Source organism: Vibrio sp. 10N.286.49.E11, assembly GCF_041469505.1.
Taxonomy (GTDB): Bacteria; Pseudomonadota; Gammaproteobacteria; order Enterobacterales; family Vibrionaceae; genus Vibrio; species Vibrio crassostreae_C.
Genome location: NZ_JBFRKQ010000026.1, coordinates 1 through 22,803, shown reverse-complemented (window position 1 = coordinate 22,803; position 22,803 = coordinate 1). Strand labels below are relative to the sequence as shown.

Genomic DNA, 22,803 nt, shown 5'->3' with positions numbered 1-22,803 from the left:
GCCCCAATTAGGGGCATTATTTCAAAGGTCAGTTGACGTTAAGCCACTTCAATTTTATGGAACAAACGATACAGCACAGGCACTACGATTAGCGTGAGTACAGTCGCAAAGCCTAAACCAAACATGATGGTTACTGCCATTGGTTTGAAGAAGATATCCGGTAGTAGAGGGATCATACCTAGAATGGTGGTAATCGCCGCCATACATACCGGGCGAACACGACTCAGAGCCGCATCAACAACCGCTACATACGGATCTTTACCAGATTTCATCTCAATCTCAATTTGATCAAGTAGTACGATACCGTTCTTCAGAAGCATCCCAGATAGACTCAAGAAGCCCAACAGCGCCATAAAGCCGAATGGTGTATTCAAGGCTAGCAAGCCTGTCGTCACCCCTATCAACGCCAATGGAACCGTTAACCAAACGATCAGAGGCTCTTTCACCGAGTTAAACAAGAACACAGTGATTAAGAACATGAACAAGTAACCCAGAGGCATGGTTGTGAACAGTGACGCCTGTGCATCTGCTGACGACTCATATTCACCCCCCCATTCCAATGAGTAACCCGGAGGCATCTCAATCGCTTCAATCTGTGGTTGTAAGCGTTTCTGTAGAGTTGAGGCCGTCTCTTCACCCAATAGATCAGGATCCGCCATTACCGTTAGCATACGCTTACGGTTCTTACGGATGATCAGTGGATCTTCCCATTCTAGCTCGTAACCTAACGTTACTTGTTGAAGTGGGATGTACTCACTTAATGCTGGGCTCCAGATCTTCATGCCTTCGATGTTACGAATATCGACACGCTCGTCTTCAGGCAAACGAGCCACAATCGGCATTAACGTTGTACCATCACGATACACACCAATCGACTTACCAGAAAAAGACATTGCTAGGAAATCATCAACGTCAGATTTAGTAATACCATAACGACGCGCTTGGCTTTCATTGAACTGAGGCTCTAATACCTTAGTTCTTTCACGCCAATCGTGACGAACGTTAAATGCGCCTTCATCAGCACGCATGATATCCATCACTTGTGCAGCGATTGAACGTAAAACCGTTGGATCAGAACCCACAATTCGCGCTTCAATTTTCGCACCGCCACCAGGACCTAATTCGATCTGTTTAAGCTTGTAGTCAATCTCTGGGAACTGACCATTTACATGTTCACGGAAGCGTTTCATTAGCCCTTCAAGTACTTCATAACTTTTCACACGAACCGTTATCTCACCGTAAGCGCTATAACTTTTCTCTGGCGCATAAGTCAGCATGAAACGTTGCAGGCCTTTACCCGCGGTTGTCGTGATATGTTCAACTTCGTCCTGCTCAGCTAGCCAACTCTCAAGCACTTTAAGCTTGGTATTGGTCGCTCGAATATCGGTACCTTCTGGCATCCACACATCCACTTGGAACATAGGTGTGGTTGAAGACGGGAAGAAGGCTTGCTTAACGAAACCAAAACCGTACACACTCGCGCCTAAACCAATAATCAGAACAAACATGGTTAACCAAGCACGCTTCATACAGAACTCAAGGAAGTTTTTGTAGATAACAAAAACCATCCCGTTGTATGGGTCCTTACCTTCGTTATCTGGATCGACCTTCTGACCTTTAAAGAACATGTCGGCAAAGAACGGCGTGAGCGAGATGGCAGTAAACCAACTCAGCATCAAGGAGATCAGTAGCACCGTGAACAAGGTGCCACAGTATTCGCCTGTTGAGTCTTCAGATAAACCAATTGGAGCAAACGCAGTCACCGCAATAACCGTCGCACCAAGCAGCGGCCATTTGGTTTGGGTTACGATATCGGTGGCTGCCTGCATCCGGGTTCGCCCCTTCTGCGTGCCGATCAATATCCCTTCCACCACCACAATGGCATTATCCACCAGCATCCCCAAGGCGATAACCAACGCGCCCAGTGAAATACGTTGTAGGTCGATCTTGAAGTACTGCATGAAAATGAATGTACCGAATACGGTCAATAGCAGTATCAAACCAATCAATAGGCCCGATCTTAGTCCCATGAAGAACAGTAACACCACGATTACGATCGCAACCGCCTGCCCTAAACTCACCACAAATCCGCTTACCGACTTGTCTACCTCTTTAGGTTGGTTATAAACCTCGGAGATGTCGATGCCGACGGGTTGTTGATACTTTAGCTCGGCCAATCTTCGATCAAACGCTTCACCAACCGCTACTACGTTCACGCCTTGCGCAAAAGAGACACCAAGGTTAAGTGCGAGCTTGCCGTTATAGCCAATGATGTTACTTGGCACTTCAACATAACCACGAGTTACATTCGCCACATCTTTTAAATAGATGAGACCTTGAGCACCACCTTCTGTCAGAATTAAATCGCCAAGCTGCTCAACATTCTGGAACTCACCCGTTGGATGAATTCGAATGTATTCGTCGCCAATTCTTACCGCACCCGCACTTGATACAATATTTTGAGTCGATAAAAGATTAAATACCGTGCTTGGAGACAGACCTAAGGAGCTTATCCGCTTCATCGATATCTCAATGAATACTTGCTCTTGTTGTTGACCAGAAACAGAGACCTTACTGACCCCATCAACCAACTCCAGCTCTCGCCTTAGATAATCAATGTAATCCAGCAGCTCTTTGTAGCTATAACCATCACCCGTCACCGCAAGCAAGATCCCGTAAACGTCACCGAAGTCATCAATGACTTGAGGATCATTGACCCCAGGTGGCAGTTCAACCTTAAGATCATTCACTTTTCGGCGAAGTTCATCCCAAATTTGCGGAAGATCGTCCGGACCATAGTTATTCTTCATCGTTACCGTTACCTGAGACAGGCCACGGCTTGAAATAGAGTTCACTTCGTCCACATAGGTAAGTTGTTGAATCGCTTTTTCTAGTGGGTAAGTAACTTCTTCTTCAACTTGTTGAGGTGTGGCCCCTGGGTAAGAGGTCACAACCATCGCATCTTTGATAGTAAAGGCAGGATCTTCTAAACGACCCAAGCCGAAAAAGGCAGAGACACCACCAATAAGAAAGATCAGAGATAGCATCCAGCTAATGACTTTGTTACGTATAAAGTAAGAAGCAACACCTGTGATCTGATCATCACCCTGTTGATCGTCATTTTGGGGCTTGTTATTTACTTCACTCATTGTTCGTCTCCTGAGACAATACTTCCACTGTCATCCCATCTCGCAATCGCGATACGCCTGCAACAACGACATGCTGCCCCATTTCCAATCCTTTCACTACCTGCAATGTTTCCTGGTTTGCTTTTCCTAACACGACTTGTTGTTTCGAGACTGTCTTGTCGTCGTTAAGAACCCACACATAAGAGTTTTTACGATCCAGTTCATCACCGTCTGCATTGAATACCGCTTCGATCGGAATAAGTACACCAGCTTTTAGCTCCAAACCGATATCTCGCCCATTTGACGTCACCTCAACGGCCATACCATCCAGAATCAAATCATCTTCCGGCATAGGTAGAGCAAGCGTCACCGTGAACGTGCCCGTGCTTGGGTCAGGTTCAGTGGTGAACTCCTTAATAGCCGCTGTGTATTCATTGCCACTGGGCACTCTTACCACAGCCTCAACATTCGATAACAGCTGTTCGCTAGGCTGATTCACGTAAATCTGGTCAGGCAGTTGGATAACAACCTCAACATCCTCAACACTGTGAATGTTCACAATCTGTTGGCCTACCTGAATATTTTCATATTGGTCGACACTGACTCGAGAAATAATCCCATCAACAGGCGCACGAAGCATAGTGAACGATAAGCGCAGTTTCGCCAGTTCCAACTCGGCATAAGCAATCTGGCGTTGAGCGGCAATTTCATCGAATTGCGACTTAGCCAATAAGCCTTTCTTCACTAGCGGACTCGAACGTCGGTATTGACTATTGATTACCGTGTAACGAGCTTGAGCATTGTCCACATCCAATTGATAATCGGTTGGGTCAAGCTCGGCAATGATGTCCCCTTTGGCAACTCGTTCACCTTCCTTCACATCTAGCTTGAAGATTTCACCCGCAACTCGGAAACTAAGGTGAGCCTTCTCAGCAGCGTTTGCTACCGCAGGGAAATAGAGTTTGTCGCTAAAATCGATGACTGAAATCTCGATAGCTTTAACCAAGGGCGTGTTATTCACTTCTACAGCTTGCTTATCTTCACAAGCCGTCAGTAAGGCTAAACACGACAGGCCAGCAGCCACTTTAAGTGTTTTCATGTTATAGCCCCCTTTCCTTGATCCACTCTCGAACTTTAATGCCCGACTCAAGACCATTGACGCCAGAAGTCACAATGCGATCGCCATCGTTCAATCCAGAGACGATATGGCGTTTTTCATCGATGACAATGGCAACATTTTCAACAATGCCGTCGCTATTCACACGCCATACAGAGACATCATCCCCATCGGTCATCATTGCTGACGTTGGTATTTTGGTGGCCGCCGCTAACGATGAAACGAGATTTACCGAGCCAGACATACCGGGCAAAATACCCACATCGGTTGGTCTTTCCATTACCATGGTGACTTTGTACGAACCTGTTTTCGGGTCAGCTTCGGTATCCACTTCTTGGAAGGTTAAAACGTAAGAGTTTTCAGGAAACGCATCAAAAACCATGGTTGCATCCATCTCGAACCCTGATGAAAAGCGCGTAATAAGTTGGTCGGGTAATAAGAAGACGACTTTAAGAATTTGATTGGTTTGAATATTCATCACGCCTTGTTTAGCCGCAATGTATTCATGGTTTTCAGCAGGAATGATGGAAATGGTTCCGTCATACGGCGCAACCAAAGTGGTGTAGCGAAGATTCGCGTTAGCTTGATTAAGCACCGCGCGAGCTGAATTGTGGTTCGCTTTCGCTTGGTCGAAATCTTGCTCTGATACCACACGATCTTTACGAAGTTTGATCGCACGTTGATATTGAACATCGGCTAGCTGAAAATTCGCTTTTGCTTGCTTCTCGAGTAGTTGATATTCATCGGGATTTAACTTAGCAAGCTCGTCGCCTTTAGACACGTGCTGCCCAGCGGTCACATCGATGCTCTGCAATAACCCAGGAACACGGAATGCGAGTACCGCTCTGTCACCAGCTTCTGTGGTAGCAGGGAAATTACGCTCAAAGGCATTATTACCGACGGAGACAGTGAAGAGTTTGGCGGGTCTGGACTCAGGTTCAGGCACGGGAGGAAGCTCCTTACCACACCCAGACAACCCAGCTAAGGCAGTCAATAGGACAAGGGAGGCTCTATACATTGGTGATCATCCATATCTATAAATATTTTTATAACATAGATTAATCACATGTAACTTACCAGTCAGCGTAAGATTTATTTAGAGAAAATTATTAAAAAAAATAACGGCTTGGAATAAATTTTCCTAAACCGTTATCTAATCCTTTTTAGGTTTTACCACTACATGTTCTTAAATTCACGATTCACTTTAAACGTATCTGAGGTGACATAAGCTTCCATGTTGCGGACACTGGTCTCTAACTTCTGGAAATCACCCTCTAAAGTGTTCAATAGCGACTCTGCAGTTTGCCCTTTTTCCCAAGGCTTTTGCTTCAGCGTATGCTCTTGTTTCGCCTTCATTTGGTCGACATACTGAGGTGGTTGTTTTTCAAGCATAAATGTCAAAGCTAAATACGCTAATAACACCAGAAAACTACCACCAAGCAGTGCTGCTGAGATAACTAAGATGCGAACCAACCACACTTCAAGGCCAAAATAGTTCGCTAACCCTGCACACACACCAGACAATTTGCCGTTAATCGTGTCGCGATACAGTTCTCTACTCATAGTTTCGTCTCCAGTTAGGCGACTCCGCATCCAGTATTTTTTCTAGCGTTTTCACTCGGTCTTGCATGGATTCGGCTTGCGCAGAAAGCTTATGCAGACGTTGAAGATCCGTTTCAGAAAGACCATTGCTGGATTTCTTCTTGCTACGGTAATGTAAGAATAACCATAGCGGTGCCACGAAGATTAAAAAGACAATCAGTGGACCTGCAATTAGAAATGTTGACATAGACAACTCCTAGATTATTGATCGCGGTTTTCAACTTGTTGCTTCAGTTTCGCTAGCTCTTTTTCGATTTCATCTTGAGCTTGTAGCTCGGCAAACTCTTGGTCTAAAGATTTTGCGTTGCCAGTCTTAGCGTAAACGTCCGCTTCAGCTTCTAATTCATCCACTTTACGCGAGAATTGCTCAAACTTCGCCATTGCTTCGTTGGTTTTGCTTGAGTGCAGGTGTTTTTGAACATCACGACGGTTGCTTGCCGCATTGTTACGAATCATTAATGCTTGTTGCTTTGCACGAGTTTCTGCGATCTTTGTTTCAAGTTTACCAATTTCACTCGTCAATTTTTCGATGGTTTCATGAACCAAGGTTTGTTCGGTGTGAAGGCTCTTGATGATGTCTTCCAGTTTTTGCTTTTCGATTAGCGCCGCTCTCGCCAAATCTTCGCGTTGTTTGGTCAGGGCAAGTGTCGCTTTATTTTGCCAATCTAGAATCTGTGTTTCGATAGCTTCTACTTTACGCGCTAGCTCTTTCTTGTCAGCAATTGCTTTTGCTGAGTTGGTACGAACTTCAACTAAGGTGTCTTCCATTTCTTGGATAATAAGACGAATCATCTTTTCTGGATCTTCAGCCTTATCTAATAGTGCACTGATGTTTGAATTTACAATGTCTGCAAAGCGAGAAAAAATACCCATGAGGAACTCCTTAATTACAATGATGGTAAATGCGTTTCAAATCGTTGTGCGACTTTATCAATCCACTTGCTCAAAAATTTACGTTTGTTGTTAAACCTACCATAAATAATCCAAGTAGCGTGCCAACTTTTAAGCCATTTATTATCAGTTACTTACAATAAAATGGTGATTAACTCGAACCATGCTATGATGAATTTAGCCAAGTATTGGTATTTTTCACCACTATGGCTCTTACATGACCTCTCCAGCGATTAATTCATACAAGGACCCGCTATGCAGCAGAACCTCATTGGTGAATCACCTAGCTTTCTCTCTGTGTTAGATAAAGTTTCCCAACTCGCACCAATAGAAAGACCCATTCTGATCATTGGCGAACGTGGCACAGGTAAAGAGTTGATCGCACAAAGACTGCATTACCTTTCAAGACGTTGGGATCAACCTTTGATCTCATTGAACTGCTCAACCTTAAGTGAAGGTTTGATTGATTCAGAACTGTTTGGTCATGAATCGGGATCCTTTACGGGTTCGAAAGGGCGTCATCAAGGTCGTTTTGAAAGAGCAGAAGGCGGAACGCTGTTTCTGGATGAGCTGGCGACCACTCCCCTTGCGGTTCAAGAGAAACTACTGCGCGTTATTGAATACGGGCAATATGAACGTGTCGGTGGGCAAAAGGCGCTAAGTGCCAATGTCAGACTGGTGTGTGCAACCAATGCCGACTTACCAGACATGGCATTAAAGGGCGAATTCCGAGCAGACCTATTAGATAGACTGGCGTTTGACGTCATTACTATCCCTCCTTTGCGTGAGCGAAAAGAAGACATCATGCTACTGGCAGAATATTACGCCATTAAGATGTGTCGTGAATTGGAATTGGAGTTGTTTGTTGGCTTTGCCCCCTCTGCAGTTGAATCGCTTTTGGATTATTCTTGGCCAGGGAATGTACGAGAACTCAAAAACGTCATTGAGCGAGCTATCTATCAGCACGGAAAAGATCCATATCCTATTGAATATTTGGTGTTTAACCCATTTAAACCCGCATGGAAAACAGAGCAAGATTCCTCTCCGGAAACTGGCAATGAGCCGTCTAACAGCCATACTTCATCAGAGAGCTTGTTTTCTTTGCCGCTTGATTACAAAGCATGGCAAGAACAACAAGACATCAAGCTACTCAACCAAGCCCTCAAACAGAGCAAATATAACCAGAAACAAGCCGCAGAATTACTTGGGTTAACCTACAACCAATTACGTGGAATGGTGAGGAAGTACGCGATTGTCGGACAAGCTAACGATAAATAGCTGTCCACGCTTGATTATTATTTGGAGCCGAATAAATAAAATGTTAAATTGTCCGGATCTTGAGGCTCCTCTAACGCCTCGTTTCGAAAAGTATTTCTTTTTATGAAAGCACTAATAAGACTATCACTGAGCATCTGCACGTTGAGCTTTCTCGCTGGATGTGGTGAGAGTGTGAATCACGAGCAAATCCGTGAAAAAGGCTTCATTTATTGCGGCCAAGGTAATCCTAGTACCTTCAATCCACAGCTAGTTGATAGTGGCATTACCGCAGAATCGCTGAGTCCTCAAATCTTCGATACACTGCTCACTCTTGATCCGATGACGTACCGACCAAAACAGAACTTGGCGACAAGTTGGTCTGTTGATAAATCAGGTACAGAGTACACGTTCAAACTGCGCCCAAATGTTGCGTTCCAAACGACAGACTGGTTCACCCCTACTCGTAGCATGAATGCACAAGATGTGGTGTTTAGCTTTGAACGTGTCATTGATAGTTCAAACCCATTTCATTATGTGGGTGGCGGCCTATACCCGTGGTTTGCCGGAATCGACTTCAAGACCCTGATTGTCGATATCACCGCGGTTGACGACCTAACAGTGAAATTCCAATTAAGTCGCCCAGACAATTCATTTCTCAATAACATCGCCACCAGCTATGCGGTCATTCACTCTAAAGAGTATGCCAATCAGCTCATTGCAGCGGATGAGAAAAATCGAATCGATTCCAATCCAGTCGGCACTGGCCCTTTCTACTTGGATGAATACCAAATCAACGACCTAGTGCGCTTGAAAAAGAACAAGCACTACTGGAAGGGTGAAGTACAAATGGACCAAGTTGTGTTCGATACTTCGCAACGTGGAACAGGCACACTTGCCAAGCTTCTGCGTAGTGAGTGTGACGTGCTCAACTCACCAATTTCTAGCCAAATCCCTATTATTCAGGCTCATGAAGAGTTGAAGATTTCTGCTACTCCGGCGGTTAATGTCTCTTTCATCGCGCTGAATACTGAGCACCCTGCACTGCGTGACTCTCGAGTTCGTAAAGCGCTCAACTTAGCCATCAATCGTCAGAACATTCTTGATTCTGTGTATTACGGTACAGGAACCAAAGCCTACACCTTACTTCCCCCTACTTCTTGGGCTTATCAAAAAGACAGTGTTCAAGTTCGCTATGACCGCAACTACGCACTTGCGCTTCTTAAAGAAGCTGGGGTAGAACCTGGGCTAGAGCTTTCAATGTGGGTGCCATTAGAGCCAAGAGCCTACAACCCAAGCCCAAGGAAAACGGCAGAACTTATCCAAGCAAATTTAGCTGATATTGGTATCGAACTTAAGCTCTATACCGACGACCGATTTGATCGTACGCAGCTGTCATCCATTTCCTCAACAGACTTGTTGCTCACAGGTTGGATCGGCAATACCGGTGACCCAGACAACTTCTTGCGCCCGCTTCTTTCATGTAGCTCAGAGCGCGCAGGATTAAACGTCTCTATGTGGTGTAACTCTGACTTTGATTTCCTTCTCGATTTAGCATTAGAGATCAATCAACAAAGGCACCGCGTGAACTTGTATCGACAAGCCCAAAACATTCTCAATGAAGAAGTTCCTGTGATTCCTCTCGCTCATGGCGTGCAATTCCGCGTGCACGATCGTTCGCTAAGTGGCTTTAAGCAGAGCCCGTTCAATGCTCAACCTTTTGATCAAGTCAGAAGAGAGGTGCAGTGATGTTTTGGTATACATTAAGACGTGTAAACTTATTCATTATCACACTGGGGATCCTGACGTTAGTGGGGTTCGCTCTGCTTCGACTAGACCAAACCTCACCTTGGGCGATTCAAGACTTTTGGCCCGGTTGGCTTAGCTATATCACAGAATTATCGACACTGAACTTTGGCTTGAGCAAGCACGGAGCGCCTATCATCGATGAGTTGGTCCTGGTGTTCCCTGCAACGCTAGAGCTGTGCTTCTTTGCCTTTGTGTTGGCACTCATCATCGGTATCCCTTTCGGCACCATTGCTGGTATGAGACAAGGTAAATTTGTTGATACCACCATATCGTTCACCTCAATGGCCGGTTACTCTGCGCCTATATTTTGGGTCGCGTTGCTGATGATCATGGTGTTTTCACTGCACTTTGAAATGTTCCCAGTTGGTGGCCGATACGACCTACTTTACGAGATTGAACACGTGACTGGATTCGCGATGATTGACGCCTTTTTTGCCGAGGGTCGCTACCGTGCGCACGCACTACAAAGTGTTATCGAGCACATGGCGTTGCCTTGTCTTGTTTTAGCACTGGCGCCAACGACTCAGGTCATCCGATTGATGAGAGCGTCAGTGGCTGAAGTAATGACGCAAAACTACATCCGCGCTGCGCGAATTAAAGGTCTTTCCACTAGAGAGATCATCACGCAGCACGTGCTAAGAAACGCGATACCTCCGATTATTCCTAAGGTCGGTGTTCAGCTATCGAGTATGTTAACGCTTGCTATTGTTACCGAGTCTATCTTTAACTGGCCGGGCATTGGCCGCTGGTTATTGGATGCCTTATCGAATCAAGATTACGTTTCAATTCAAGCTGGTGTAATTGTGGTGGCTACCTTAGTTTTGACCGCTAATATTCTGTCCGATCTACTGGGCGCGATGATCAATCCACTGGTAAGGAAGGAATGGTATGCTAACAAATAACGTCTACCAAGAAGAAAAGATTCCAACCCAGTTCGAACGTTTCTGGCGCAGCTTCCGCAGCAATAATCTAGCTATGTTTGGCTTGTGGTGTTTGGTGCTTATCATTCTGGTCACCGTCACTTCACCGTGGCTAGCCCCGCATGATGCACAAGAACAAACCGGTCACCTATTAACGCCGCCCTCTTGGGATCCTGCGGGAACGGTAGAATACTTTTTGGGTACGGATGACTTAGGCAGAGATATTCTCTCTCGCCTAATAATTGGCTCTCAGTTAACCTTCGGCGCCGCGGTGGTGATTACCTTTATCGCAGCCGTCATTGGTTGTCTGATTGGCGTACTTGCTGGTATGACGCGCGGTTTACTATCAAGCACGCTAAACCACCTGCTTGATACTGTTATGTCGATTCCATCTCTTCTGCTGGCGATTATCTTCGTGGCATTCCTTGGCTTTGGGGAGTTTAATATCTTGCTCGCCTTGTGCTTGGCACTGATCCCGCGCTTTATACGCTCGGTGTACATTGCCGTGCATGCTGAAGTAGAAAAAGACTATATTCTGGCTTCTCGCCTTGATGGTGCGAACGATTTTTACCTGCTATGGAACTCAATCCTTCCGAACATCCTTACCGTGATCGCTCTTGAAGTTACGCTGGCACTGTCAGTCGCAATTCTTGATATCACGGCTTTAGGTTTCCTAGGGCTTGGCGCTCAAGCACCGAGTACCGAATGGGGCTCCATCTTGGGTGATTCGGTCGAGTTGATTTACCTTGCGCCATGGACAGTTACCCTACCCGGCTTAGCTATTATGTTTACAGTTATCGTGATTAACCTCGTCGGTGAAGGTGTTCGCCAAGCGCTAAATGCAGGAATCGAATAATGCCGTTACTTGATATTCGACATCTAACCATCGAGATTGAGACCCCTCAAGGGATGGTTAAAGCCGTAGATCGAATGAGTATTACCCTCAATGAAGGGGAAATTCGTGGCTTAGTAGGTGAATCAGGCTCAGGTAAGAGTTTGGTTGCAAAAGCGATCGTCGGAGTATGTAAAGAAAACTGGAAGGTTTCTGCAGACCGAATGCGCTTAGGTAATATCGACCTACTGCAACTGACGCCGAAAGAAAGACGCCGAGTGATCGCCCGCGATATCGCAATGATCTTCCAAGAGCCATCAACGTGTCTTGACCCTTCTGAAAAAGTAGGTAACCAGCTCGTTGAAGCGATCCCTTCCCATTCGTTTGAAGGTCGTTGGTGGCAACGATTTAAGTGGCGTAAGAAGCAAGCGATCGCATTACTACACAAAGTCGGCATCAAAGACCACTCTCGCCTAATGGACAGTTACTCTTATGAGCTGACAGATGGTGAGTGTCAAAAAGTCATGATCGCAATGGCGATCGCTGCCAAGCCAAAAGTCTTGATTGCTGACGAGCCAACCAACGATTTAGACCCAATTACACAGTCTCAAATATTGCGTCTTTTGAGTCGTATGAACCAGATCAATAACACCACCATCGTGTTGATCGGCCATGACTTAACCACCATTACCCAATGGGCGACTCGCATTACCGTGATGTACTGTGGTCAATCGGTAGAATCCGCTGATACACCGAAGCTGTTGGATGCACCAAAGCACCCGTACACCGTTGCTTTGTTAAAAGCGATGCCAGACTTTAACGACTGGATTCCCCACAAGGAGAAGCTCCAGTCTTTGCCGGGGTCAATTCCACCGCTGCAACATCTTCCTATTGGTTGTCGATTAGGGCCTCGCTGCCCATACGCACAAAGGCAGTGTGTCGAGATCCCACATACGAAACGTATCAAGAACCATAAGTTCAACTGTCATTTCCCTCTGAATATGGAGAAGAAAAAGAAATCATGAGTGCATTATTAGAAGTCAGTGATTTGTCTAAAGACTTTACGACTCGCTCTGGTCTTTTCCGTAAAAAGATTCATCAGGCGGTGAAGCCAGTTAGCTTTTCTCTTGAAGCAGGCCAGACAATTGGTTTTATCGGTCAGAATGGTTCAGGAAAGTCGACATTAGCAAGAATGCTAGCGGGCATGGTAGAGCCAACTGCGGGCGAGATTCGTGTGAACGGTGAAAAGCTAGAGCACAAGGACTACTCGACTCGCTGTAAGCTGATTCGAATGATCTTCCAAGATCCAAATACCTCGCTAAACCCACGCATTCAGATCGGTCGAATTCTTGAAGGTCCATTAAAGCGAAACACCAACATGCCTCCAGAAGCTCGTATGCGTCGTGTGAAAGACACACTACTGCGCGTAGGCCTTCTACCGGAACATGCGTATTTCTACCCTCAGATGCTTGCTGCAGGCCAGAAACAAAGGGTTTGTTTGGCTCGTGCCTTAATACTTCAGCCATCCATCATTGTTGCTGATGAAGCTTTAAATGGTTTGGACATGGCAATGCGCTCGCAAATCATCAATCTGTTCTTAGAGTTACAAGAAGAGATGGGCGTATCGTTCGTTTATGTATCTCAACACCTCGGTATTGTTAAGCACATTACCGACAAGATTATTGTCATGCATGAAGGCAATGTGGTTGAGAGTGGGGAAACAGATCAAGTGCTAACCAATCCAACTCACCAAATCACCCAAAGATTGGTTGAGAGCCATTTCTCCAAAGCGCCGAACCACTAACCTGGAATCACGCTACATTTAGCAGAGGGGAAAAGTATGTATCGAACAGCTTCAATGCTTCCCCTCTTGTTGGTGCTGTTGTCCTTTAACGCGACAAGCACACCGCTCACATGGCTAGATAGAAGCTTCGTCGAAACTGCCTTTTATAACGTCGCGCTTCAACACGAATACTCCCAAGGCAACAAACCGCTCGCCAAGTGGAAACAACCGATCAAGATTTGGATCGATCATCGAGTGGGCGATGAGGAACTGCATCAAGAGATCACAGATCTTCATATCAAACACTTATCTGAAGTCACCCAACATCCAATAACAATCGTCAGTAAAGAGTCCGAAGCGAACGTTAAATGGATATACACAAGGCAGAGCCAGTGGGTATCTGAGGCGAAATCGGTGCTCAAGCTCAAATCAACTCAACATTTAAATAGCGCCATCTGCACGGCGGGCTATAGAACCAATTCTAAAGGCGAGATTGTATACGCTGGGATTGTAATCCCGGTTGATCAGGCAAGATCGCGAGGTAAGCTGGTCGCCTGTATCGTGGAAGAGATCACACAAGTTCTAGGCCTGCCGAATGATTCAGATAAAGCCTATCCTTCTATTTTCAACGACCACACGCCAGAAGACTTATTATCGCCGTTAGACGTAGTGCTACTGCAATTGCTGTATGAACCAGAATTGAAAGCTGGAATGACAAAATCTGAAGTAAAACCTATCGTTCGAAAGATACTCAAGAGATACAGCAAAACAGGTGTGCTTCAGCAAGCTTCTAAAGCCGCACAGCAAGCGCCTTTGTATCAGTTGATTGGGTATTGACGAATATACGTTGGAAGTAACTTAGATGGGATAATTGAATGATAGCGCTGCCTAAGAAAGGCAACGCTGACTTACGATGTTACTGTATTACGAAAGAACTAGCGCTTAGCTGCCTGCTTTTTCAATTCGAAGTCGAACTCATCCGGGAACAAGATAACGCCTTCTTCTTGCTCGTTCGGGAATACTACAACAGCAAGTTCGTCGTCTTCTAGACCGTTCGTCCAGCGACTGTGCCATTTGTTCAACGAAATAGACTCAGCTTTACACTCAGACCAATCACCCGTTGCCCATGATTCTGCGAACTCTTGGTTTGGCCATACTGGAACACAATCTTCATCTTCTGTGTTCAGCATTACACAACCGTGTTCATCGGTTAAGATCCATACTTCACGGTTTGCTACGATTTCTTTCACACAGTATTTCAGGCGTTGCTCACCCGTATACTTGTTGATTTCAGCGATTTTTTTATCGTCTAGCTGTGTAGTCATCTTAATTTCCTACTTTAGTCAGTAACTTTGCTCTTAAAGCTATTTTATGCCGAGTGTTGTTAACTTCAAACATTATCGATGAAGAAGAAAGTCTACTTCAAAGAAAAACGCCTGCTAAATAAGCAGGCGTTTAATATTAAGCGACTTGATTAAACAAGCTCACCTTGTAACCAAGGCCAGCCTTGCTTCTTACGGCTTAGTGTATTTTCCATCATTAATACGCCGCCTTTCTCGTGCTTAACCAATTTCTCAGCCCACTCACCTTTGTATAGAAGACGAGTTTGAGCAGTAGTGATATCTGTTAGCATTACCGCAGCGAACGCTAGACCGTCTTTCTCACAACGCTCTTCAAGATCAGCTTCTAGCGCTTCGATCATGCCGTCTACTTGCTCAAGAGTCGCAAGTTCAACTTGACCAACAACAACATCACGACCGTTGAATGGGTAGCCTTTAAGGTCTTTTTCTACTAGCTGTGCAGCAGATAGGCCTTCGATGTTTGTTTTTGCGATTAGAAGCGCTTTGATGAATGCATCAACGTCAGTTACGCCAGCAATTTCAGCAAGCTCAGCAACCGCGTCTTTGTCTTTTTGAGTACATGTTGGAGAAGCGAAACCAACTGTGTCTGAAAGAATTGCAGACATCATTAGTTTAGCGATTTGTTGAGAGATTGCGTGACCTTCAATCTTGAACATGTTGAAAAGTACAGTGTTTGTACAACCAACAGGCCAGATCCAAGCTTCCATTGGGTTTACTGTCATCACGTCGCCTAGACGGTGGTGATCAACAATACCTACGATCTCTGCATCAGCAACATCATCTGGTGCTTGTGCTAGATCTGAGTAGTCTACTAGCCAGATTTTCTCACCAGCAACAGAAGTACGAAGCTCTGGCTTTTCAGCACCAGCGACTTCTAGAATGTGTTGAGTTTCGCGGTTGATCTCGCCTTGGCGAATTGGTGTCGCTTCCTCGCCACGAGCCTTAAGAAGCTCAGTTGCAACTAACGCACTACAAATACTGTCACTATCAGGGTTTTTGTGACCAACAACTAAAATCATGTTTCTTCCTATTACACTAACAATTATGACTCTACCTTTAGAGCCTCTCTTTATTAGCCATACTTTACCTCATTTTTTTAGATTGGTCATGTTTCGTGGGTTTAGCCAACAGTAACAATAGATAAAAAACAACAAATGCAATTGATAATTATTATCATTCGTATATATTTATCTTAAGCCACTAATTTTGAGTAACACCTATGGATCGACTAATCTCTTTTTTGCCAAGCAGTAGTGCTGCGAAAACAACTCAGTTTTCACTGTCATTTAAGCGCCTGCTTTTGCCTGTCTCACTTGCAGCTTTGGTTGCAGCCCCAGCTACACGAGAGCTGACGGTGACTACTTTGTCAGACGCGTTTTGGGCAGTGTCTTGTTATGTTGCTTTAACCTTGGCTATTTACCACTGGTTAAGTCTGTACATAAACAAAGATAACGTCTTCAATAAGCTCGTCCATCAATCTCGTTCAAACCAAGTGGTATTCGCGGCTCTCATGGGCGCGTTGCCCGGCTGTGGCGGTGCGATAGTGGTAACCACACAATTTATCTCGGGAAAACTCGGATTTGGTGCGGTAGTTGCGGTGCTCGTCTCAACCATGGGTGACGCGGCGTTCCTGCTCATAGCGAGCGAGCCTAAGACAGGTTTAGCCATGATGGCGATGGGCGTGATCGTGGGTACTGCGTCAGGCCGAATCATTAACTTGTTTCACGCAGACGACTTCTTACGCCCAAAAAAAGCAGAGAAAAATGAAGTGGTGAGCAGCTGTGCTTCTCAATCTCAAGACAAAGAATCGGTCTCTAAAAAAGCGATAAACCTACAAGGCTATCTATGGTCTGTACTCATTATTCCAGGTGCTGCGGTTGCCCTACTTGGCTCTTTTCAAGTGGATGTGAATGAGTTGCTCGCTTTGCCCGAAATGTCGATGGAATGGGCAGGCACTATTTTGCTGATTAGCTCGATGTTTCTATGGGGTCTCACCCGTGAAATTGAAGATTACAAATCAGCCGTAAGTGAAGACGAGAAATGTGTAGGCTCTCATCCACTACAAAAAACGGCTCAAGATACTAACTTCGTGACAGCGTGGGTGGTGGTTGCTTTTCTTTTCTTCGAATTTGGCTCTGTGATAGCAAATGTCGATTTTGCGACGCTATTCTCAAGCTGGGGCATGATGCTCCCCCTGGCGGGAGTATTGATGGGCTTGCTACCGGGGTGTGGTCCGCAGTTGCTGGTCACTAGCCTGTACCTTTCTGGTGCACTGCCACTGTCAGCTCAAGTAGGTAACGCAATTTCGAATGATGGTGACGCGCTATTCCCTGCGATTGCGATGGCTCCCAAAGCGGCACTGGTCGCGACCTTATACTCTAGTGTGCCCGCACTAATCTGTGCTTGTAGCTACTGGTTTATATTTGAGATCTAACTTGAGTAGAGTTAACTCCATAGGCTTCTGTAAGGTCGGTACTTTGTATCGGCCTTTTTGTTTCCGCCTGCTTAAGTCTTTCCACAGGTTCTTTTTACATTCCCTTCCTGCTTCACTGCTTCTACCACCTCTCTCAAACAGCGCGTTACAGCCTGTCTCAAAAACGCCCTCTATTAGCCCTGTATAATGCTTATTTAGAAACACCAACACTGATATCAAAAATACAAAAAGCCCCTGTAAGAGTGCTTACAGGGGCTTTAATTCAAGCTTTAATCTTGGTTCTTAAGGCAAGACTTAAGAAACTTCGATTGGACCACCGAATGAAGTTACTGGAGGCAGTTTGCCTTGGAACTTCTCGAAATCAACCAAACATGTGTTTGCTGACGTTGCTTGAGCAAGTTCAGACGTACCGATATCTTGAGTCAGTGTGTTTGGATCGCCGTATGTATCTAGCGCGCCCACTTTCTCGTTGATCGGACCGTACCAAGCACCTTCTTCGATACGAACAACACCAGGAGCGTAGCTATCCATTAGAACAGCACCTGCTAGTAGTTGACCACGGTCGTTAAACACACGTACTACATCGCCATCTTTGATGCCTTTCTTCTTAGCATCTACTGGGTTGATGTAGATTGGCTCACGGCCTTGTACCGCGTAAGTCGCACGCCACTCTTCAGATTCACACATCTGAGAGTGAAGACGCTTGTCTGGGTGACAAGATTGTAGCCAGTACGGGTGCTTGTCAGAGCCTGGACCACCGTGTGAACGTTCAGATTTCTCGAACCACATTGGGTGTTCTTGACAGTGCTCGTAACCCATGTTGCCAACAGTACGGCTTGTGATTTCGATGAAACCAGAAGGCGTGCCTAGTGCGTTGATCTCTGGATCTTCACGGAATGAAGCGTGACGAGTCCATGGCTTACCTTTGCCGAAGTCTAGGAAACCTTTCTCCCAGAACTCAGCAAACTCAGGCATTTCGAAGCTACCTTCGTTTGATGCGCGACATTCGTCGTACAGAGATTTAACCCACTGCATTTCGTCCATACCACGCGTGTAATCGTCGTAACGACCCCAACGCTTAGTTAGGCTAGACATGATCTCGAAGTCAGTCTTAGACTGGAACAGAGGATCCACTAGCTTGTGCATTGCGATCAAACCACGGCCAGAGTATGCGCCATAACCATCAATATCGTTTCGTTCCCACTGAGTACATGCAGGAAGCACGATGTCAGAGTGACGACAAGTTGCAGTCCAAGCAAAATCAACAGCCACTACAGTTTGTAGGCTCTTGAATGCTTTACGCATCTTGTTGCGATCTTGGTGGTGGTGCCACGGGTTGTTACCACTGAATACCATCATCTTGATGTCAGGCAGTGTCACTGTTGCGCCGTTTGCTTTGATCTTCTTACCTGGCTCTAACAGGCTATCTACCCAACGAGCAACAGGGATTACGCGGCTGTAACCGTTGTAATCAGTGTTAGTGTGCTTAGGCGATTGACCGTTGTCGATGTTCAGCGGGAATGAACCCGGAGCAGCGAAGCCAGTTGAAGATACACCGATACCAGAGTAGTGGTGACCGTAAGAGATACCACCGCCCGGAAGACCAATTTGGCCAACCATTGCTGCGATAACTGCACACATCCAGTAAGGCTGTTCACCGTGCTCTTGACGTTGGATACTCCAACCAACAAGAATCTGTGTACGACCGTTAACCAGCATCTTAGCGAAGTCACGAATAGAGTCCGCGCTTGCGCCACAGATAGCAGAAGCCCATTCTGGCGTCTTCTCAACTCTGTCTTTCGTTTCACCTTGAACGTACTTGATGAAATCTTCAAAACCTAGACAGTAAGTTTCGATGAACTTCTTGTCGTATAGGCCTTCGTTGTAAAGAACGTGAGCAACACCAAGCATGAACGCCACATCAGTTTGTGGGTTGATGTACATTTGCTCGTTTTCTAGGTAACGACCTGTTTTGTTTTTAACAGGGTCAACAGAAACAACGTTGATCTCTTTCTTAGCAACTTTTTCTTTCAGCTGTTCTAGGTATGCGAACGACTCGTGAGTCTCACATGTCCAACCTACTTGAAGGTTTTTAACTGGATCGTTACCCCAAAGAACAATGTTGTCACTGTTTTCTAGGATAAGTTCCCAAGATGTACCTTGTGCGTAAACTTCAGTAGAACCTAGCACGTAAGGCATGATCGTTTGACCAGCACCTGTTGAGTAGTCACCGATTTTCTTCACAGAGTAACCGTGAAGTGCCATTGCACGTTGCATGTGGTTAGTACAGCTATGGAACTGACCTGTTTGTCTCCAACCAGTTTGACCTGTGTGAAGCGCCCATGGACCGTAATCTTTCTGTACGCGCTCTAGCTCGCGGTAAACAAGGTCTAGTGCCTCATCCCAAGTCACACGAATAAAGCGGTTGTTACCACGCGTGTCTGCGCTGTACTTATGCTTCTTCAACCAATCTAGGCGAACCATTGGGTAACGCACACGTGATGGGCTGTAGATAATACCTTTAATACCTTTCAGCATCTCTGTTGGGTGCTGATCGATTTCTAGAGGTTTAATTTCTTGTACTTTACCCGCGTAAACGCGAGCTCGGAATGCACCCCAGTGAGAACCAGAGACTTTCCACGCGCCGTCTGTTTCTGCAGCAGATGCTGAAGCCGACGCCAATAAGCTTGGACCGATAACCGATGCCGCACTTGTCGTCGCGACACCTTTCAGAAAACTTCTTCTTGTAATTGCCATTGTGTTACTCCAATTGACGTCTTATTAGTGATGGCCTTCAGAAAAATCTGATGAGTGCTTCTGTAGATACTTAAGAACAAGTGCTTCTGTATCTGTATCGAAGTTAACGAATGCAATCATACCATCTAGCATGCCTACCCAACCGTTAGCGCTGAAGTGAGCTTCATCTGGCTGTGAGTGACACGTTGAACAGTTAGATTGGTACGCTTGACCAGCTGCGTTCCAGATTGGATCGAAGTTATCAACCATAGACTCTTTCTTCATCCAAAGTGCTAGGTTAACTTCTTCCCAAGGAAGGCCAGTTAGCTCATCTTCTTTCTTCTCACCAACAGTGATTACGTCGCTTTGAGATACTTCTTTCGTCAAGATTGCAGTCGAGATGTTCATACCGAAGTCTTCTTGGATTACACGTCCGAAGCCTTTCGCTTTACGCCAACCGTCGATTTGAATCTTGATCATGTCGCCTTTTTCGTCGATCACAGCAACTTTACTTGCAGGGCTTAATAGACCCGCTTCAACTTCAGCTGTTTCATCTGTGTACATTGGCAGGTGACGAATAGAGATCACGTCTGAACCATTTGCGTAAGATGTGCTGCTTGCTACGTTTTCTAGCTCGCCAACAATACCGCTCGCTGATGCCATATCTAATGGAAGGTTGTGAGCAATACCTTTGTGACAGTCAACACAGCTTTGATCACGCTCTGCCGCGTTCTTCATCTGGATACGCGCTGTTGGGCGCATGTTTTCGAAATCCATTGAATCGTAGTTGTGGCAGTTTTTACACTCTAGAGATTTGTTCGAAGAGAAGCGATCCCATTCGTGTTTAGCCAGTTCGATACGACGAGCTTCGAATTTCTCAGGCGTATCTAGGTCACCAAATACTTGAGCGAATACTTCTTTAGAAGCTTGCATCTTACGAGCGATTTTTGCTGTCCATTCATGTGGAACGTGACAGTCAGGACAAGTAGCACGTACACCAGAAGTGTTTTTCCAGTGAACCGTTTCTTGTAGTTCTACGTATACGTTGTCACGCATGGTGTGACAGCTTACACAGAATTCTTCTGTATTTGTGTGCTCTAGAGCTGTGTTAAAACCGCCCCAGAAAATAACACCGGCGATAAAGCCACCCATAGTTAGTACACCAAGACTGATGTGTACTGCTGGGCGAGTCATTGTGCGCCATAATTTAACTAAAAATGATTTCATGTTTAGCTCTCTTAAATATTGATTTTAAAAAATGTTGTTACTTAGAGGGCATTACATGCCGCCGTGAGCACCAGGAGGTCCGAATACAAACACTTGCAGTGCCCAAACTAGGAAGCCGTAACCGCCTACAAAAGCCACACTTAATATTGGGAAGAGAACCACCGCGATGAAGAGGAAAGACTTCCACTCCAGCGAATGTTTTTCGCTAGTTTCAATTTTATTAACATCACTCATACATTTTGCCTATTTTGTATTTAGTAATTTCGAGTAACCCATTCTATGGGGCTAAAGTTCTTAAGTATCTAACGACAAATTTTAGACCATACTCAAAGTAGGGTTCAATCAAATCTCCCGTTATAACCCTTGCTAATCAATACTTTTTTGAGCTCATCCAAACTTGTTTTTAGTTAAACAAAGTTATTAAAAAGTATTAACAAATGTGAAGAATTAAGTATATTTCACAAATGTTAAAAACCAACATTTGCGCAACCACATTGTAACCAATTTTAACGTTTTACCTACTAAGTAGTAGCCAAAAAACCCTCAAATAACCATTATTTTGTACTTTGAATGTTAAATAATTGAGCCTTTTTTGAGTTCGACAGGTATGACTCTGAAATGCATCATTTGGCACTTTCAGATATGATAGAAGCCTTATTAAAAGGAAGCATTATGCAAGACGTTATTGATATATCTTGGTGGCAATTATTGTTTTTCAGTTCACTTCTCTTGCTACCAATTGTAATCAACCACAAGCTAAAACTTGGCCTTGGAAAAGAGGCTTCTATCAGCATCATTCGCATGACTGTTCAGCTATTTCTGGTTGGCCTCTACCTAGAATACCTGTTCACTTTGAATAGCTTGTGGGTCAATTTACTGTGGTTATTTACGATGATTATCGTTGGGGCAAGCTCGATTGTTGAAAAGTCCAAGTTACCCCGAAACCTCTTGTTAGTGCCTGTCGCTGTGAGCCTAGCGGTAACCTGTGTACCCATTGTCTTGTTCATCTGCTTATTTATCATTAAACCAACACCGGTTTTTAACGCTCAGTACCTTATCCCGATCGCAGGGATGTTATTGGGTAATAGCTTAAGCAGTAATATCGTGGCATTGCAGAACCTGTTTGGTGCCTTTGAAACACAGAAATCAGAATATGAAGCAGCAATCGCGTTAGGCGCGTCTCCTACTTATGCTGCTGCGCCTTTTGTACGTAATGCAATACAGAAAGCGATGTCCCCTATCATGGCCTCTATGGCAACCACAGGCTTAGTAACGCTGCCGGGAATGATGACTGGACAGATCTTAGGTGGTGCTTCACCGATGATCGCGATTAAGTATCAACTGATGATCATGCTGGCGATTTTCGTGATGATGAGCTGCTCTCTAGCCCTTGTACTTCACCTCTCATTGAAGACATCTCTGACCAAAGAAGGGCGAGTTCTCGCTCAAATACAGCCTTCGAAATAACCTCCCTACTCCACTTAGATCTGGTTACTCACTGAATTTGAGACAGGTTATCCACAGAAACTGTGGATAACCAAATCAATATAGATCCTTTTTTGTCCATTTCGACCCAAGGAAAGATCATCGCCTTCGATCTTTGGGTGATTTCAAAGACATATACACACATGGTAATCAGCGCTGTTGAATTTTCAGATGATCATTAGAGAGATGAAGAAGTAGGTTTTCCAATCGAGTAGGAGGAGGCC

20 protein-coding genes are annotated in these 22,803 nt (G+C 45.2%); 9 read left to right on the top strand and 11 right to left on the bottom strand.

The features are described 5' to 3' along the window. Positions 1-38 precede the first annotated feature (38 nt). The 6 genes from AB4167_RS04425 to pspA all read right to left on the bottom strand — a co-directional run bounded on the left by AB4167_RS04425 (position 39) and on the right by pspA (position 6,720). Entirely contained in the window at positions 39-3,149 is a 3,111-nt protein-coding gene (locus tag AB4167_RS04425; protein ID WP_017065336.1) for an efflux RND transporter permease subunit, read from the bottom strand. Beyond that, the gene (locus AB4167_RS04420; RefSeq protein ID WP_372136192.1) at positions 3,142-4,227 is read right to left on the bottom strand and encodes an efflux RND transporter periplasmic adaptor subunit; all 1,086 of its coding nucleotides are present in this window, start codon (positions 4,225-4,227) and stop codon (positions 3,142-3,144) included. Before AB4167_RS04420 ends, AB4167_RS04425 begins: the two co-directional genes overlap by 8 nt. A 1-nt stretch (position 4,228) precedes the next feature. Next, positions 4,229-5,263 (bottom strand): efflux RND transporter periplasmic adaptor subunit, encoded by a 1,035-nt coding sequence (locus AB4167_RS04415; protein WP_029236444.1) that lies wholly within the window; start codon positions 5,261-5,263, stop codon positions 4,229-4,231. Positions 5,264-5,421: 158 nt separating this feature from the next. After that, the gene (gene pspC / locus AB4167_RS04410; RefSeq protein ID WP_017065334.1) at positions 5,422-5,808 is read right to left on the bottom strand and encodes an envelope stress response membrane protein PspC; all 387 of its coding nucleotides are present in this window, start codon (positions 5,806-5,808) and stop codon (positions 5,422-5,424) included. After that, the gene (gene pspB / locus AB4167_RS04405) at positions 5,801-6,034 is read right to left on the bottom strand and encodes an envelope stress response membrane protein PspB (RefSeq protein WP_004734605.1); all 234 of its coding nucleotides are present in this window, start codon (positions 6,032-6,034) and stop codon (positions 5,801-5,803) included. Before pspB ends, pspC begins: the two co-directional genes overlap by 8 nt. A 14-nt stretch (positions 6,035-6,048) precedes the next feature. Continuing rightward, positions 6,049-6,720: a phage shock protein PspA gene (gene pspA, locus AB4167_RS04400; RefSeq protein WP_372136191.1), complete on the bottom strand. Its 672-nt coding sequence runs from the start codon at positions 6,718-6,720 to the stop codon at positions 6,049-6,051. 273 nt (positions 6,721-6,993) lie between these two features. Between pspA and pspF the strand changes: the two genes are divergently transcribed. From pspF to AB4167_RS04365, 7 genes are all read left to right on the top strand, one after another. Further along, entirely contained in the window at positions 6,994-8,016 is a 1,023-nt protein-coding gene (gene pspF / locus AB4167_RS04395) for a phage shock protein operon transcriptional activator (RefSeq protein WP_017060309.1), read from the top strand. Positions 8,017-8,118: 102 nt separating this feature from the next. Continuing rightward, positions 8,119-9,741, top strand: coding sequence for an ABC transporter substrate-binding protein SapA (gene sapA, locus AB4167_RS04390; protein ID WP_372136190.1), 1,623 nt, complete (start codon positions 8,119-8,121; stop codon positions 9,739-9,741). After that, entirely contained in the window at positions 9,741-10,703 is a 963-nt protein-coding gene (locus tag AB4167_RS04385) for an ABC transporter permease (RefSeq protein ID WP_372136189.1), read from the top strand. The genes sapA and AB4167_RS04385 overlap by 1 nt, the downstream gene beginning before the upstream one ends. Next, on the top strand, positions 10,690-11,577 hold the full coding sequence (gene sapC, locus AB4167_RS04380; RefSeq protein ID WP_372136188.1) for a putrescine export ABC transporter permease SapC: 888 nt from the start codon (positions 10,690-10,692) through the stop codon (positions 11,575-11,577). The genes AB4167_RS04385 and sapC overlap by 14 nt, the downstream gene beginning before the upstream one ends. Further along, the gene (locus AB4167_RS04375; RefSeq protein ID WP_017060305.1) at positions 11,577-12,578 is read left to right on the top strand and encodes an oligopeptide/dipeptide ABC transporter ATP-binding protein; all 1,002 of its coding nucleotides are present in this window, start codon (positions 11,577-11,579) and stop codon (positions 12,576-12,578) included. Before sapC ends, AB4167_RS04375 begins: the two co-directional genes overlap by 1 nt. Beyond that, the gene (locus AB4167_RS04370; RefSeq protein WP_017060304.1) at positions 12,575-13,357 is read left to right on the top strand and encodes an ATP-binding cassette domain-containing protein; all 783 of its coding nucleotides are present in this window, start codon (positions 12,575-12,577) and stop codon (positions 13,355-13,357) included. The genes AB4167_RS04375 and AB4167_RS04370 overlap by 4 nt, the downstream gene beginning before the upstream one ends. Positions 13,358-13,393: 36 nt before the next feature. After that, positions 13,394-14,173: a DUF2927 domain-containing protein gene (locus AB4167_RS04365; protein ID WP_136979662.1), complete on the top strand. Its 780-nt coding sequence runs from the start codon at positions 13,394-13,396 to the stop codon at positions 14,171-14,173. Positions 14,174-14,271: 98 nt separating this feature from the next. Here AB4167_RS04365 and AB4167_RS04360 read toward each other — a convergent pair whose 3' ends face one another. Both AB4167_RS04360 and AB4167_RS04355 read right to left on the bottom strand, forming a co-directional pair. After that, positions 14,272-14,661 (bottom strand): DUF2750 domain-containing protein, encoded by a 390-nt coding sequence (locus tag AB4167_RS04360; RefSeq protein WP_004734596.1) that lies wholly within the window; start codon positions 14,659-14,661, stop codon positions 14,272-14,274. 149 nt (positions 14,662-14,810) lie between these two features. Continuing rightward, positions 14,811-15,716: a manganese-dependent inorganic pyrophosphatase gene (locus tag AB4167_RS04355; protein WP_017065328.1), complete on the bottom strand. Its 906-nt coding sequence runs from the start codon at positions 15,714-15,716 to the stop codon at positions 14,811-14,813. A 200-nt stretch (positions 15,717-15,916) separates the two neighbouring features. Between AB4167_RS04355 and AB4167_RS04350 the strand changes: the two genes are divergently transcribed. Continuing rightward, positions 15,917-17,131, top strand: coding sequence for a putative manganese transporter (locus tag AB4167_RS04350; protein ID WP_372136187.1), 1,215 nt, complete (start codon positions 15,917-15,919; stop codon positions 17,129-17,131). A 294-nt stretch (positions 17,132-17,425) separates the two neighbouring features. On the opposite strand, the gene torA is transcribed toward AB4167_RS04350, so the two are convergent. The 3 genes from torA to torE are packed head-to-tail and all read right to left on the bottom strand — an operon-like array spanning position 17,426 to position 21,328. Beyond that, positions 17,426-19,888, bottom strand: a complete 2,463-nt coding sequence (gene torA, locus AB4167_RS04345) for a trimethylamine-N-oxide reductase TorA (RefSeq protein WP_372136186.1) — start codon at positions 19,886-19,888, stop codon at positions 17,426-17,428. 24 nt (positions 19,889-19,912) lie between these two features. Next, positions 19,913-21,094 (bottom strand): pentaheme c-type cytochrome TorC, encoded by a 1,182-nt coding sequence (gene torC / locus AB4167_RS04340; RefSeq protein WP_017060299.1) that lies wholly within the window; start codon positions 21,092-21,094, stop codon positions 19,913-19,915. A gap of 51 nt (positions 21,095-21,145) precedes the next feature. Then, positions 21,146-21,328, bottom strand: coding sequence for a trimethylamine N-oxide reductase system protein TorE (gene torE, locus AB4167_RS04335; RefSeq protein WP_017060298.1), 183 nt, complete (start codon positions 21,326-21,328; stop codon positions 21,146-21,148). Between the two features lie 438 nt (positions 21,329-21,766). Between torE and AB4167_RS04330 the strand changes: the two genes are divergently transcribed. Next, positions 21,767-22,561 (top strand): ABC transporter permease, encoded by a 795-nt coding sequence (locus AB4167_RS04330; RefSeq protein WP_171732184.1) that lies wholly within the window; start codon positions 21,767-21,769, stop codon positions 22,559-22,561. Positions 22,562-22,803 lie beyond the last annotated feature (242 nt).

Coding starts and splice junctions, on each gene's coding strand:
- AB4167_RS04425 (WP_017065336.1), bottom strand. CDS start 3,149: ATGAGTGAAGTAAATAACAAGCCCCAAAATGACGATCAACAGGGTGAT.
- AB4167_RS04420 (WP_372136192.1), bottom strand. CDS start 4,227: ATGAAAACACTTAAAGTGGCTGCTGGCCTGTCGTGTTTAGCCTTACTG.
- AB4167_RS04415 (WP_029236444.1), bottom strand. CDS start 5,263: ATGTATAGAGCCTCCCTTGTCCTATTGACTGCCTTAGCTGGGTTGTCT.
- pspC (WP_017065334.1), bottom strand. CDS start 5,808: ATGAGTAGAGAACTGTATCGCGACACGATTAACGGCAAATTGTCTGGT.
- pspB (WP_004734605.1), bottom strand. CDS start 6,034: ATGTCAACATTTCTAATTGCAGGTCCACTGATTGTCTTTTTAATCTTC.
- pspA (WP_372136191.1), bottom strand. CDS start 6,720: ATGGGTATTTTTTCTCGCTTTGCAGACATTGTAAATTCAAACATCAGT.
- pspF (WP_017060309.1), top strand. CDS start 6,994: ATGCAGCAGAACCTCATTGGTGAATCACCTAGCTTTCTCTCTGTGTTA.
- sapA (WP_372136190.1), top strand. CDS start 8,119: ATGAAAGCACTAATAAGACTATCACTGAGCATCTGCACGTTGAGCTTT.
- AB4167_RS04385 (WP_372136189.1), top strand. CDS start 9,741: ATGTTTTGGTATACATTAAGACGTGTAAACTTATTCATTATCACACTG.
- sapC (WP_372136188.1), top strand. CDS start 10,690: ATGCTAACAAATAACGTCTACCAAGAAGAAAAGATTCCAACCCAGTTC.
- AB4167_RS04375 (WP_017060305.1), top strand. CDS start 11,577: ATGCCGTTACTTGATATTCGACATCTAACCATCGAGATTGAGACCCCT.
- AB4167_RS04370 (WP_017060304.1), top strand. CDS start 12,575: ATGAGTGCATTATTAGAAGTCAGTGATTTGTCTAAAGACTTTACGACT.
- AB4167_RS04365 (WP_136979662.1), top strand. CDS start 13,394: ATGTATCGAACAGCTTCAATGCTTCCCCTCTTGTTGGTGCTGTTGTCC.
- AB4167_RS04360 (WP_004734596.1), bottom strand. CDS start 14,661: ATGACTACACAGCTAGACGATAAAAAAATCGCTGAAATCAACAAGTAT.
- AB4167_RS04355 (WP_017065328.1), bottom strand. CDS start 15,716: ATGATTTTAGTTGTTGGTCACAAAAACCCTGATAGTGACAGTATTTGT.
- AB4167_RS04350 (WP_372136187.1), top strand. CDS start 15,917: ATGGATCGACTAATCTCTTTTTTGCCAAGCAGTAGTGCTGCGAAAACA.
- torA (WP_372136186.1), bottom strand. CDS start 19,888: ATGGCAATTACAAGAAGAAGTTTTCTGAAAGGTGTCGCGACGACAAGT.
- torC (WP_017060299.1), bottom strand. CDS start 21,094: ATGAAATCATTTTTAGTTAAATTATGGCGCACAATGACTCGCCCAGCA.
- torE (WP_017060298.1), bottom strand. CDS start 21,328: ATGAGTGATGTTAATAAAATTGAAACTAGCGAAAAACATTCGCTGGAG.
- AB4167_RS04330 (WP_171732184.1), top strand. CDS start 21,767: ATGCAAGACGTTATTGATATATCTTGGTGGCAATTATTGTTTTTCAGT.